The following is a 13477-nucleotide window of genomic DNA, read 5'->3' as shown; positions in this document are numbered from 1 at the left end:
ATGAGTACCGCAACGCTAGTGTTAACCGCAGCAGGCTCTGTCCTGCTGCTGCTGTTTTTGGTGATGAAAGCGCGTATGCACGCCTTTGTTGCCCTGATGTTAGTCTCTATTGGTGCCGGTCTGTTCTCTGGCATGCCGCTCGATAAGATCGCTGAAACCATGGAAAAAGGCATGGGCGGAACGCTCGGCTTTCTCGCCATTGTGGTGGCGTTGGGCGCGATGTTCGGCAAGATCCTGCATGAAACCGGCGCCGTCGATCAGATCGCCATCCGCATGTTGAAAACCTTTGGTGAAAGCCGCGCGCACTATGCGATGGGCGTCGCCGGATTGGTCTGTGCATTGCCGCTGTTCTTTGAAGTGGCGGTGGTGTTGCTGATCAGCATTGCGTTCGCCGTAGCGCGTCGTACCAAAGGCAATTTAGTCAAGCTGGTGATCCCGCTGTTTGCCGGTGTTGCCGCTTCTGCCGCGTTCCTGCTGCCGGGTCCCGCGCCGATGCTGCTGGCTGCGCAGATGCACGCCGATTTTGGCTGGATGATTCTGCTGGGCCTGTGCGCCGCGATTCCGGGCATGCTGATTGCCGGTCCGCTATTTGGTAATTTTATCGCGCGTCACGTTAGCTTTAGCGCGCCACCGGAAGATCATCAGCCGGAAGTGGAAGAGGGCAAACTGCCGTCGTTTGGCTTTAGCCTGGCGCTGATTCTGTTCCCGCTGCTGCTGGTGGGCCTGAAAACCATCGGCGCACGCTTCACCACGCCGGGCTCTCATCTGTATGAGTGGCTGGAGTTTATCGGCCATCCGTTCACCGCGATTCTGCTGGCCTGTCTGGTGGCGATTTATGGCCTGGCGTATCGTCAGGGCATGGATAAAGAGAAGGTGATGCAGGTGTGCGGCAGCGCGCTGCAACCGGCGGGCATTATTCTGCTGGTGATTGGTGCGGGCGGCGTGTTTAAGCAGGTGCTGGTGGATTCGGGCGTTGGCCCGGTGTTAGGACATGCGTTGACCGGCGCGGGCATGCCGATTGCGCTGGCGTGCTTCATCCTTTCTGGCGCGATTCGCGTGATTCAGGGTTCGGCCACCGTGGCGTGTTTAACTACCGTTGGTTTAGTGATGCCGGTGATTGAACCGCTGCACTACAGCGGCGCGCAGCTGGCTGCGCTGTCGATCTGTATCGGCGGCGGCTCGATCATTATCAGTCACGTGAATGATGCCGGTTTCTGGCTGTTTGGCCGCTTTACCGGCGCCACCGAAGCCGAAACGCTGAAGACATGGACGCTGATGGAAACCATTCTGGGCACCACCGGCGCGATTGTTGGCATGATTGCGTTTAGTTTGTTGTCGTAAATTTTGTGTGGTCGCCATCAATGGCGACCCTACGAAACGACATTTAATCCTCTTCCCGCTCGTCATCCGGCTGATCCAAAACCGTGTACGCCACGGCGCAGAACAGCGAATTCAAACGCTTCATATCGCCCAGCAAGCCAAGGTGCAGCGAGCTGGTTTCGATGCTTTGCACGTTCTGCAGATGCAAACGCTCAACATGCGCGTGTGAGAAACGGCGAATCAGGATGCGGAAGCGATGCTTGGAGCGGCGCAGGCGCTTGGCGCTGGTGACATCGTGCGACAGAAACACCGACAAACTCAGCCGCAGGTTATACAGCACCTGCTCCTGCAAGGTTTGAAGCTCCTCCAATCCCTCCGCTGAGAAGGCGCGGCGCGCGGTCAGCGACTTATCCGCCACGTCGGCACACATGCGTTCGATAATGTCGCCCGCCTGTTCCAGGTTGAGCGCCATCTCAATGATCTCCGCCCAGCGGCGTGAATCATCCTCCGGCAAATCCTCTTTTGGCATACGCGCCAGATAGAGTTTGATCGCGGTGTAGAGTACATCAACATCATCATCCAGCCGCCGCACCGCGCGCTCTTCGCGCAGGTCGCCGTGCACCACTTTATTGAATGACTCAATCATCTGCTCGACCACATCGCCGATGCGCAGCGTCTCGCGTGAGGCATTAGCCAGCGCTAACGCGGGTGTATCGAGTGCGCTGCTGTCGAGGTGTTTCGGTTTCAGGTGCGTTTCGTTCTCAGGATCATCGGCGATCATACGGCGGCACAGGCGCGCCATTGGATCGGCAAACGGCACCATGACTAAGCAGCGGATCAGGTTGTAAAACACGTGGAAGAAGATCACCAACTCTTCATCGTTGACCGGCATTTTATCCAGCACGTCGGCGACAACATTGACGAACGGCAAAATTGCGATGCTGCCAATTAGCTTAAACAGCAGGCTGCCGAGCGCGACGCGTTTGCCCGCCGCGTTGGAGCCGCTGGCGTTGATCATCGCCAGCAAGCCGCTACCGAGGTTGGCACCAATCACCAGACAGAGCGCCACTTTGAAGGAGATCACGCCGGTGGCGGTCAGCGTGGCGGTAATCAGTACCGCTGCGAGGCTGGAGTAACTGATGATGGCGAACACCGCGCCAATCAACGCATCGAGCATCACATCGCCGGTCAGCGTTGAGAACAGCACCTGAACGCCCGCCGCCTGGGTGATCGGTTTGGCCGCCGCCACAATCAGCTGCAGCGCCAGCAGAATCAGTCCGAGCCCAATGCTGGCGCGGCCCAGCTGCCCAACGCGCGTTTGCTTGCGGCTCAGGAAGAACACCACGCCAAAGAAGATAAACAGCGGCGACAGCCACGACAGATCGAAAGTCAGGATACGCGCCATGATCGCGGTCCCGACATCCGCGCCCAATACCACCACCAATGCGGGCGTCAGGCTCACCAGATTCTGCGCAACAAAGGAGGTAACCAGCAGCGTGGTGGCGTTACTGCTCTGCACCAGCGCCGTAACGCCAATGCCGGCAAGAAACGCCATCGGTTTTTTTTCGACGCTGCGGCTGAGTACGCGACGCAGATCGGCACCGTAAACGCGCATGATGCCGGTTCGCACAATGTGTGTGCCCCACACCAGCAGCGCAACGGCAGAGAGAAGATTAAGCAGAGTTAACACGTATAGAGGCTCCTCATCCGTCAGGCTCAAACAGCACCGATTGCCAGCCTGACGGTGAGCACAACCGGTAAAACCTTCGCCGCGTTGTGTCGCCTTTTTTCGTTTAAATTAAGCAACCTGGCGCAACGTCGACATCTCTAACTGTAGCCCAATCTGCATGCCAGCGGGATGCAAATCTGCCACGCTGCGATTGAGTACATCAATCGAGAGCTCCACGTTTTGCGCGCGCACCCGATAGCGAATCACGTTACCAAGCAAGCTGTGGCTGAGGATGGTGGCGGGAATGCCAGCCTGCGGCGCGCATAGCTGGATTGACTCGGGGCGAATCGCTACCTGGCCGCTGAAAGTTTGTCCGGTCAGCTGCGTTGCCTGTTCCGCGCTCAACAGGTTGTAGTTGCCAATAAAGCCAGCGGCAAACAGATCGGCCGGTTGGGTATAGAGCATTTCCGCGTTGCCGTTCTGCACGATCTTGCCCCGGTTCATCAACACGATGCGATCGGACATGGTCAGCGCCTCTTCCTGATCGTGGGTAACGAACAAGGTGGTGAGCTTCAGCTCGCGCTGAATATGGCGGATTTGCTCGCGCAGATGGCGACGAATGCGCGCATCCAGCGCCGACAGCGGTTCATCCAGCAGCAGCAAGCGTGGACGCGTCACCAGCGAACGCGCCAGCGCCACGCGCTGACACTGTCCGCCAGAGAGCTGATGCGGATAACGCCGCGCGAACTCGGTGAGTTCCACCAGCGCCAGCACTTCCATCACGCGTTTTTGAATCTCGCCGCTGGCCAGTTTCTGCATCTTCAGGCCAAACGCCACGTTCTTCTCAACCGTCATGTTGGGGAATAGCGCGTAGCTCTGAAACACCATGCCGATGGTGCGCTTCTGCGGTGGCAGCGGCACGATATCCTGACCTTGCAGCAATACTTTGCCGCTATCGACTTCGGTCAATCCGGCAATGCAGCGCAGTAGCGTGGATTTGCCGCAGCCGCTGGGGCCGAGCAGCGTGACAAATTCGCCTTCTTCGGCGCTGAAATCGATATTTTCAAAAATGGCGGTTGGGCCATAGCTTTTATTCAACTGGGTGACGCTCAAATAACTCATGGTCAGCCTCGTTCAGGATTGAGGGCATTCGCCAGCCAGGTGACCAGCAGGACGACGGCAAAATAGGAGATCACCAGCGCGCTGGTAAAGTGGCCGCTGCCGTTGCGCATGTTAAACAGATAAACCTGCAAGGTTTCATAGCGGGTGCCGACCAGCATATTGGCGAAGACAAACTCGCCAATCAGGAAGGAGAAGGAGAGCAGCACCGCGATAAACACGCCTTTGCGCAGGTTCGGCAGCACCACAAACAGCGCCGCTTGCCAGGTGCTGGCACCGAGCAGCTGGGCGGCATCAATCAGCTCTTTCAAATTGATGGCCTGCATATTGTTGGAGATGGCGCGATAGATAAACGGCAAGGCGATGGTGAAGTAGCAGCCGATCAAAATCCACGGTGTGCCGGTCAGCATCAGCGGCGACGACGAATAAAGCTGCAGCAGGCCGACCGACGAAACCACCGGCGGCACGGCGAATGGCATCAGGATCAGCACGTTCATTACCGCATCCAGTTTCGGATAGTAGTAAGCGATCACAAACATGGCAGGCAGCACCAGCACCAGCGAGAACAGCAGCGCACCGAAGCAAACCAGCAGCGAATGACCGAGCGCGGTGAGGAATCGCGGATCGCTCCATAATGCGGTGAGCCACTTCAGCGTAAAGCCCTGCGGCAGAATGGTATCGCTCCAGCTGGTGGAGATGCCGTACAGCAGCGTCGCCAGCAGCGGTGCGGCTAAAATACACAGCAAAAGCCAGACAATCAGGCGATGGTAAATTTTTTCCGCGCGCGACAAGGTTGGCTCCTCAGGAAGGTTTGGCGTTGAGATAGCTGCGGCGCACCAGATACTGCTGCACCACGGTAATCAGCGCCATAATCAGCACCAGCAGCATCGCCAGCGCGCCGCCAGTATTGGGATCAAGTGAGATATCGCCAGATACCAGCGCAGCAATGCGCACCGGCACCACGTTAAAGTTGCCGGTGGTGAGCGCGTAAATGGTGGCGTAAGCGCCGAGCGCATTGGCGAGCAGAATCACGAAGGTTCCGAGCAGCGCCGGGAACAGAATCGGCAAACCGATGTGCCACCAATAGCGCCAGCGGCCTGCACCCAGCAGCGCGGCGGACTCTTGCCAATCCTGACGCAGGCCATCAAACGCAGGATAGAGCAGCAAAATGCCGAGCGGGATTTGGAACCAGGTGTAAACCAGCACCATGCCGTCACGTGAGAACAGCTTGAAGCCCTCCAGCACGCCGTAATGGCGCAGCAGCAGCGTCAGACAACCGTTCAGTCCGAGCAGAATCACAAAGGCAAACGCCAGCGGCACACCAGCAAAGTTGCTGGTCATGTTGGTAAATGACATCAAAAAGCGCTGAAAACGGCCGCTGCCGAGGCGATGCAGCGAATATCCGGCAACCAGCGAGATCAGCAATCCGTAAATACTCGACCAGATGGAGATATCCAGCGACAGGCGAAATGCCTGCAAATAGAACGGCGAGGTGAGGATGTCGCTGTAGTTATCGAAGCCCCAGCGCTCATTGATGTCGCTCCAGAAGCTGTTGATGGCAATCCACAACAGCGGCGCGAGCTGAAATGCCACCCAAAACAGCGCAAACGGCAGCAGCAACAGCGCAGCGAGCGTTTTGCCCTTCATTACTGCGGCTCCGCCAGTAACGCGTGACAGACCGGTTTGTCATGTTCGACGCCGAGCAAGGTGCACACGATGCCGCACAGTTCGGTTTGCTGCGGCTTGAGCTCCGGCTGCAGCGAGAAGCCTTTGCCAAACACGAACAGCGGCACCTGCGTCTCTTCCGGCAAAATGCCACCGTGCGAGCGGTCATCGTTCATGCCGTGATCGGCGGTGACAATCACCTGATAACCGGCCGCCAGCCAGCCCGGCATCCATTGCGACAGATAACCATCGGCCATGCGCGCGCGGTTGCGATACTGCGGCGATGACAAGCTGTGCTTGTGTCCGGCATCGTCAATGTTCATCGGGTGGATCAGCAGGAAATCAGGATCGTGCCGCAGGCGCAGGCTTTCTGCGTCTTCAAACAGGTGGGAATCCGGATAACCGTCGTCCCAGTAAAAGTGGCCATACTGAATGGGCAGATCAGGCGCGACCGTGTGGCGGTCGCGCGCCGCGTTGAACGGGGATTGGTTATAGAGTTCACTCACCCAGTGATAGGCGGCCGCAGCGGTGGTGAGACCGGCGGCACGCGCGTAATGGAAGATGCTGCGCTGATTACTCAAGCGGCTGACGCCGTTATGAATAATGCCGCTGCGCACCGGTGGAATGCCGGTGAGAATGCATTCGTACAGCGGGCGCGACAGCGAAGGCAGTTCGCAGGTCAGCGTGTAATATTGGCCGTTGCCCTGCGCGCATTCGGCAAACAGATAGCCCATTGCGTGTTGCGCCACCTGATTACTCAGCCCATCCAACACCACCAGGATCGTTTTCATCCCTCGCTCCTTACTGCTTCATATTGATGATGACGTTCTCTTGCCACAAACGCGGCAGCATTTTCGAGGTTTTATCCCACGCAGCCTGGTCTTTGATTGGACGAGCATTTTTATACTCAGACTGCGGCAGCAGCTTGGCCTGCACGTCGGCTGGCAGCTTCAAGTGCTCGGCACGAATCGGACGCGCATAACCTTTCGCCAGATTGATCTGACCTTCATCAGACAAGATGTATTCACGCGCCAGCTTGGCGGCGTTTGGATGTTTGGCGTATTTGTTGATAATGGTGCTGTAGCCAGACGTCACGGAACCATCAGATGGAATCACCACTTCGTAGCGGTTTTTGTCGATCTGATCGCGGTAGTTCAGGCCGTTAAAGTCCCACACTACAGCCACCTGAATTTCGCCTTTCTCGATGTTGGCAATCACCGGATCGGTCACGCCAAGGCGGCCTTCTTTCGCCAGATCGCCGAAGAAGCTCAACGCCGGTTTCACATTCTTCTCGTCACCGCCCAACGCGTAGCTTGCCGCTAACACGCCGTTCGCCGCCTGAGCTGCAGTGCCGACATCACCGATAGTGACCACATACTTACCTTTCTTCAGATCGGCCCAGCTGTGTGGCACATCTTTAACCTGCTGCTTATCCACCAGGAACGCGATGGTGCCGGTATAAGCCAGCATCCAGTTGCCATCCTGATCTTTCGCCCAGCTCGGGATTTGGTCCCAATGCGTTGGTTTATAGGGTTGCGCCACGCCTTTCGCCACGGCAATCGGACCGAAAGCTGCGCCCACATCACCGATATCGGCGCTGGCGTTCTCTTTCTCTGCATCAAATTTTGCCAGTTCCTGCGCCGAAGACATGTCGGTGTCACTGTGCTTTAGACCATATTTGCTGTTGAGGTCACTCCAGGTATCTTTCCAGTTGGCCCAGCTATCTGGCATGCCGACGCTGTTAACCTGGCCTTCAGCGCGCGCGGCTTTTTCTAACGCGGCGAGGTCATTATCTGCGGCTTGCGCGGCAGGCAGCGCAAGCAGTACGGCACTGGCTACTACAGAGGCGATAAACGCTTTCATCTCGATTGCTCCCGGTATATGTTGTGGGACTTCTTGGTCTAGTCCAGCAAGAACCGAGCCAATGTAGCCCGAGTAGATGAAGGTTTTATGACCATGGTGGTGAAATGTGGTGTGGCGCGACGATCCACATGCGGTTACAGCGCGCTAAAGCGTGGGTTGTACTCTGTCACATTGTAGTCATCGAACTGTCATAGTGCAGATTTGCCCCAAAATGAGGCTGAAAAATGTTGTCGAAAACGGCGGATGTGATTGCGGCAGGGCTGCGGGAACGCATTGAAAATGGTGAATTTGCCAGCGGTCGTTTGCCTGCCGAACGTAGCTTAAGCGAACAATATTCCACCACGCGCATCACGCTGCGTGAGGCGCTGGGTTTGCTGGAAGCGCAGGGTATTATCTACCGGGAATTGCGTCGCGGCTGGTTTCTCGCACCGCCGCGGCTGGTCTATAACCCGTCACATCACAGCCATTTTCATGCCATGGCCGCCGAGCAAGGTCGCATTGCCAGCACCGAAGTGCTGGAGGCGCGGGAAGTACCGGCACAATTGGCGATCGCGCGTCATCTGCAACTGCTTGAAGGCGATAAGGTTTACCGCATTCGCCGCCTGCGTCGTATTGACGGTCGTGCCGTGTTGTATGTCGAGCATTACCTCAATCCCGCTTTTTTTCCGGGATTGCTGGATGAAGACCTGACGCGCTCGCTGACCGATCTGTATGACCAGCGCTATGGCATTCGTTACGGCGGTGCACGTTTTACCATTTTGCCGGGACCACTGCCGGTGCGTGTCGCGCCCGCACTCAATGTGGCGAGCGGCACGCCCGGCTTGTTGATTACCCGCATCAACCGCGATCAGCACAAGCGCGTGATTGATTGCGACTGCGAGTTCTGGCGCTACGACGCGCTGTGCGTGGATGTCGAAGTATAAATATTGTGATTTTGATCACGCTACAGCATGATAGCGCCAGTGAGTAATTGAGAGCGAGAGGCGCAAAAAATGACAATAAAAACAGGGGTTGGGCAGTACATTTCCCTGGCACTGCAGTGGGTGCTGAATATTGGTCTGATCATCCTGGCCATTATTCTGGTGGTGTTTCTCGGTAAAGAAACCATTCATCTGGCCAATGTGCTGTTTAGCACTGGCGAGCAGACGTCGTCCTATCTGCTGATTGAAGGCATCGTTATCTATTTCCTCTACTTTGAATTTATCGCCTTGATTGTGAAGTACTTTCAGTCGGGTTATCACTTCCCGCTACGCTATTTCATCTATATCGGCATCACGGCGATTATTCGCCTGATCATCGTCGACCATAAAAATCCGTTTGATACGCTCTACTATTCAGCCGCGATTTTGATTCTGGTGGTGACGCTGTGGCTGGCCAACAGTAACCGCCTGAAGCGCGAGTAATAATATTGCGTGGCACAACCAGCAGTGCCACGCATTCTCCTCTGCGTTAAACTAGGGCAACTTTTTTTCCGGAGATGTCCTGATGTCGCATGACGCGCTGCGCCAGTTACGCGCATTGCACTGGCTGCCAGCCTCTTCCCCGCAGCTTTCTGCCCCGTTACTTGACTGGTTAATGGAAGAAGACTCCATGACGCGTCGCTTCGAGCAGCATTGTCAGCAAGTGACCGTAGAACTGATTCGCGAAGCGTTTATAGGCGCCGATGAGATAACGGATGAGGCGGAGTTTCTGCCCGCCGATCAGCGCTTCTGGCTGCGCGAAATAGTACTGTGCGGTGATGGTGAACCCTGGCTGATTGGCCGCACGGTGGTGCCAGAAAGCACGCTGAACGGCCCGGAGCAGATGCTGCAACAGCTCGGTACGCGCCCGCTTGGTCGCTATCTGTTCTCTTCATCGACCCTGAGCCGCGATTTTATCGATCCTGGTCAGGTTGGCGAGTTATGGGGACGCCGTTCTCGCCTGCGCTTGTCGGGCAAACCGCTACTGTTAACTGAACTGTTTTTACCGGCGTCGCCGCTCTATCGCGCGCTGGATCAAGGATAAACCACTGTGCAAAACACCTTACCCATGACCAAATGGCAGGCTTACTGCCGCCTGATGCGTATCGATAAACCCATCGGCACTGTGTTACTACTGTGGCCAACTCTGTGGGCATTGTGGCTCTCCGGCATGGCGATTCCACCGCTGCCGGTGCTGCTGGTGTTTGTGCTCGGCGTTATCGTGATGCGTGCTGCAGGCTGCGTCATCAATGACTACGCTGACCGCAAAATCGATGGTCACGTTAAGCGCACGGCGTCACGTCCGCTGGCCAGCGGCGCGGTATCTGAGAAAGAGGCCAAGCTGCTGTTCGCCGGTCTCGGTTTGCTGGCGTTTATGCTGGTGCTGACCATGAACACCATGACCATTTTGCTGTCATTTGGCGGCCTGGCGCTGGCGTGGGTTTATCCGTTTATGAAGCGCTACACGCATCTGCCGCAGGTGGTGCTCGGCGCGGCATTTGGCTGGGCGATTCCAATGGGATGGGCGGCAGTTAGTGAGTCCTTACCTTTGGTCTGCTGGCTGGTGTTCCTGGCGAATATCTGCTGGACGGTGGCCTATGACACGCAGTATGCGATGGTTGATCGTGATGATGATTTGAAGATTGGCGTAAAATCGACAGCGATTCTGTTTGGTCGTTACGACAAACTGATTATCGGTTTACTGCAGCTGGCTACGCTTGGCCTGATGGCGCTGGTGGGCATGATGCTCAATCTGAATGGCGCATTTTACTGGTCGCTGCTGCTGGCCGCTGGCTTGTTTGTGCATCAACAGAAGCTGATTGCCCAGCGTGAGCGCGATCCCTGCTTCCAGGCGTTCCTGAATAACAATTATGTGGGTATGGTGCTGTTTCTCGGCATTCTGCTTAGCACCGTGCCGTTCGCGGATTTGCTGTAAATATATTAGGCGCACCGAGGTGTTCAGTTAAGCGCAGAGCGACTTTCGTTCGCCTTGCGCTGAGGCAGTTGCAGCACCTCCGTGCGGCGACCGAGCAGAGAGCGCCTGGCCGCGCCCTCTGCACTCGCGGGCCTTGCGCCAGCCCAGCTCGCCGCTGCGCGGTGCCTTCACTCGTCCACGATTCCTGACGGACCGGTGGCGATTCGCTCCTGCTCAGCGCCACCTCTCGCCGCATCCATGCGGCTCGCCCTGGAATCCCTCACTCGTTCAGCGAGTTGGGATGTCGCCTCAACACCCGCGCTGCACCATCAAGGCATAATTTTGACTCGCCATCGCTACAAGTCTCGTAGGGTCGCCATTCATGGCGACCGAGATGAGTCACCAGGCAGGAGGGATCGTGGGAGAATAGCGAGGACGTAGCAGGGCGCACCGAAGTGCGCCTTTATATTTTCATGTTGCCGTACTAATCGTGGGTGACCGCACTCTCAATCGTCAGACGGACATCGCTGGTTACCAGCTCCGCCAGCATCTGCCACATCATATGGCTGCGTTCAGCATCGGCATCGCCTTTGTCACTGATATAACCTTCATCACGCAGCGTAAGTACCAGCGCAGTGAACACCGCTTTATCAAAGAACTCTGGCGCGTTGATGCCGTGCAGCACAGAAAGACGCTGAGCCAGCGTGCGGCTCTCTTTCTCCAGCGTGCCACGGTTGATGGCCGGTTTCGCGCTGAGGATGGCGAAGGTAATCGCGAAGCGCTGTAACGTCTCACGAATACCCGCCGCCAACAGTTGCAGCGAACGGTGACGTGCCGGTGTCATTTTCAGCTGACCATCCTGCAAGGTAATCAGCCCCTGACGTGCCATCTCTGAACAGAGTGCGTTGAGCAGCGCAGGCAATTCCGCGTTGTCCCAGCGCAGGAACAGTTCGCTCTTCAGCATCGGATAAACCAGGCTAACCTGACGCAGCAGCTCTGCTTCGCTGATTTCGCGGTGTTGCTGCACGATGGCGGCAATCAGGGATGGCATCACCAGCATGTGATGGATGTTGTTGCGATAGTAGGTCATCAGCACCGCCTGCTCGCGCGGCAAAATGATGATGTCGCCAATACTGTCTTGCTCGGTCTCGAACTTGTTCATGCCCATGGCGTGATCAAGCAGCGCTTCGGCGCTCATATCGGGCACCGTGGCTTCCGGCGAATACGGCACGTTGCGTAGGAGTTGTGTATAGCACTCTAACTGCTCAATCAGCTGTTCGCGGGTCAGTGAACGCTGACGTGACGCCAGCAGCGCAGTCACGCACAGGTTCATGGCGTTGGCCGCACCGGCTTCGTTGATGCGTACCATCAGCTTCGCCGCGATATCATTCACGGCAGGCGTCATCCACGCAGGGCGTTGCGGTTCGATAGGATCAATCGCATCACGCCATTCCGGCACGTTTTTGTTCAGGTAGTTCATCAACGGCAGCGGTTCGCCGAAGTTAACGTAGCCCTGGCCCAGATTGCGCAGCTTACGCAAGCCGCGCACCATCTGCAGGAAGCTCTCTTTCTCTTTGGCAGCGCCACGCAGCTCTTTGGCATACGTGCCCACTTCCATCACGTGCTCGTAACCGATGTAAATCGGCACGAAGGTGATAGGACGACTGCCGCCGCGCAGCATCGCTTGCAGCGTCATCGACAGGGTGCCGGTTTTCGGGTCCAGCAAACGGCCGGTACGCGAACGTCCGCCTTCCACGAAATATTCAACGGAGTAACCACGGCTAAACAGCTCGCCGAGATATTCACGGAACACGGTGGAGTAGAGTTTGTTGCCCTTAAAGGTACGACGAATAAAGAACGCGCCCAGACGGCGGAAAATCGGGCCGGCAGGCCAGAAGTTCAGGTTGATACCCGCAGCAATGTGCGGCGGCACCAGGCCTTGATGATAAAGCACGTAGGAGAGCAGCAGATAATCCATGTGGCTGCGGTGGCAAGGCACATAGACAATCTCATGACCATCCTGCGCCAGCTGACGCACGCGCTCACCGCCATGCACGTTGATGCCCTGATACAGGCGGCTCCACAGCCAGCCCATCACGCGGTCAGTGACTTTAATCGCTTCGTAAGAGAAGTTCGCCGCCACTTCTTCCATCATTTCGATGGCGTTCTGCTGGGCTTTCTCATGTGAAATCTTTTTGCTGCGCGCTTCATCTTCTACCGCTTTTTCAATCGCTTTGGACTGTAAAAGCTTGTTGAAGAGATCCTGACGTGCGGGCAGACGCGGGCCGACCGCAGCCAGACGTTGGCGAGCAAAGTGAATACGCGCCACGCGAGCCAGCTTCTGCGCAATCGACTTATCGGTGCCGTGTTCGGTCGCCATCTGGCGTAGCGAAACGGTTTGCGAGAAGCGTACAAAGCTGTCGCGGCCGTGCCACAAAATGGCGAAGAACTTCTGCACACCATTCAGCACGCGCAGATGCGGCGTGGATTCACCGGATGTTTCACGTCCCGGAGCGCGACCAAACATCACCGCGACCGGCAGCATTTGCACGTCGAGTTGCGGGTTACTGCGGTGCAAATCCAGATAATCGTGGAAAAGCTTCACCGATTCGGGATTGGCCACGAAATAGGGAATCACGCGCGGGCCATCGTGAATGAACACGTGGCGCGGCAGCAGGGTGCCATCGATCTCCAGCGGAGCCAGCGGATCGGGCAGATCATGTTTCAGGCATTGAGCACGCAGCGTGAGCAAGTCAGCCTTTGAATCATAAGGCAAAACATACATCACCGGACGTGTCGGATCGATCCCGTGTTCAGAGACGGGATCGGTCGGAATGACCTTACTTTTTACCAAAATAGAGAGTGGTAAATTCAATAATTTGTAATAGAGTTTACGCCAACCTGACATAGACAACTTTAAGCCTCTTGTTAGCAAAGCGCGGCAAGCATACCAGAAAGCGCAGCGAA

12 protein-coding genes are annotated in these 13477 nt (G+C 56.6%); 5 read left to right on the top strand and 7 right to left on the bottom strand.

Annotation, left to right across the window (positions count from 1 at the left end; genetic code table 11):
• Entirely contained in the window at positions 1-1341 is a 1341-nt protein-coding gene (gene gntU, locus FHW71_RS13240; RefSeq protein ID WP_179451817.1) for a gluconate transporter, read from the top strand.
• 43 nt (positions 1342-1384) lie between these two features.
• Here gntU and FHW71_RS13235 read toward each other — a convergent pair whose 3' ends face one another.
• The 6 genes from FHW71_RS13235 to FHW71_RS13210 all read right to left on the bottom strand — a co-directional run bounded on the left by FHW71_RS13235 (position 1385) and on the right by FHW71_RS13210 (position 7636).
• Positions 1385-3010 (bottom strand): Na/Pi cotransporter family protein, encoded by a 1626-nt coding sequence (locus FHW71_RS13235; RefSeq protein WP_008109921.1) that lies wholly within the window; start codon positions 3008-3010, stop codon positions 1385-1387.
• A 108-nt stretch (positions 3011-3118) separates the two neighbouring features.
• Entirely contained in the window at positions 3119-4111 is a 993-nt protein-coding gene (locus tag FHW71_RS13230) for an ABC transporter ATP-binding protein (RefSeq protein ID WP_179451818.1), read from the bottom strand.
• Between the two features lie 2 nt (positions 4112-4113).
• Positions 4114-4899 (bottom strand): ABC transporter permease, encoded by a 786-nt coding sequence (locus FHW71_RS13225; RefSeq protein WP_179451819.1) that lies wholly within the window; start codon positions 4897-4899, stop codon positions 4114-4116.
• A 10-nt stretch (positions 4900-4909) separates the two neighbouring features.
• The gene (locus FHW71_RS13220; protein ID WP_008109927.1) at positions 4910-5755 is read right to left on the bottom strand and encodes an ABC transporter permease subunit; all 846 of its coding nucleotides are present in this window, start codon (positions 5753-5755) and stop codon (positions 4910-4912) included.
• The gene (locus FHW71_RS13215) at positions 5755-6564 is read right to left on the bottom strand and encodes an alkaline phosphatase family protein (protein ID WP_179451820.1); all 810 of its coding nucleotides are present in this window, start codon (positions 6562-6564) and stop codon (positions 5755-5757) included. The genes FHW71_RS13220 and FHW71_RS13215 overlap by 1 nt, the downstream gene beginning before the upstream one ends.
• A 10-nt stretch (positions 6565-6574) precedes the next feature.
• Complete coding sequence (locus tag FHW71_RS13210; protein WP_008109931.1) at positions 6575-7636, bottom strand: ABC transporter substrate-binding protein; 1062 nt, start codon at positions 7634-7636, stop codon at positions 6575-6577.
• Between the two features lie 224 nt (positions 7637-7860).
• On the opposite strand from FHW71_RS13210, the gene FHW71_RS13205 reads away from it, so the two are divergent.
• The 4 genes from FHW71_RS13205 (at position 7861) to ubiA (ending at position 10531) form a co-directional block, all read left to right on the top strand.
• Positions 7861-8559, top strand: coding sequence for a UTRA domain-containing protein (locus tag FHW71_RS13205; protein ID WP_179451821.1), 699 nt, complete (start codon positions 7861-7863; stop codon positions 8557-8559).
• 69 nt (positions 8560-8628) lie between these two features.
• A complete protein-coding gene (gene psiE / locus FHW71_RS13200) occupies positions 8629-9039 on the top strand; it encodes a phosphate-starvation-inducible protein PsiE (RefSeq protein WP_008109934.1) in 411 nt (136 codons plus the stop codon).
• An 82-nt stretch (positions 9040-9121) separates the two neighbouring features.
• Complete coding sequence (ubiC, locus tag FHW71_RS13195; protein ID WP_061718382.1) at positions 9122-9640, top strand: chorismate lyase; 519 nt, start codon at positions 9122-9124, stop codon at positions 9638-9640.
• Positions 9641-9646: 6 nt separating this feature from the next.
• A complete protein-coding gene (gene ubiA, locus FHW71_RS13190) occupies positions 9647-10531 on the top strand; it encodes a 4-hydroxybenzoate octaprenyltransferase (RefSeq protein ID WP_008109936.1) in 885 nt (294 codons plus the stop codon).
• 463 nt (positions 10532-10994) lie between these two features.
• On the opposite strand, the gene plsB is transcribed toward ubiA, so the two are convergent.
• A complete protein-coding gene (gene plsB, locus FHW71_RS13185) occupies positions 10995-13418 on the bottom strand; it encodes a glycerol-3-phosphate 1-O-acyltransferase PlsB (RefSeq protein WP_061718380.1) in 2424 nt (807 codons plus the stop codon).
• Positions 13419-13477 lie beyond the last annotated feature (59 nt).

It is taken from the genome of Enterobacter sp. Sphag1F (assembly GCF_014193275.1).
Classification (GTDB): domain Bacteria; phylum Pseudomonadota; class Gammaproteobacteria; order Enterobacterales; family Enterobacteriaceae; genus Pantoea; species Pantoea symbiotica.
Note: the sequence above shows the minus strand (reverse complement) of the source record. Positions and strands in the feature narration are given on the sequence as shown.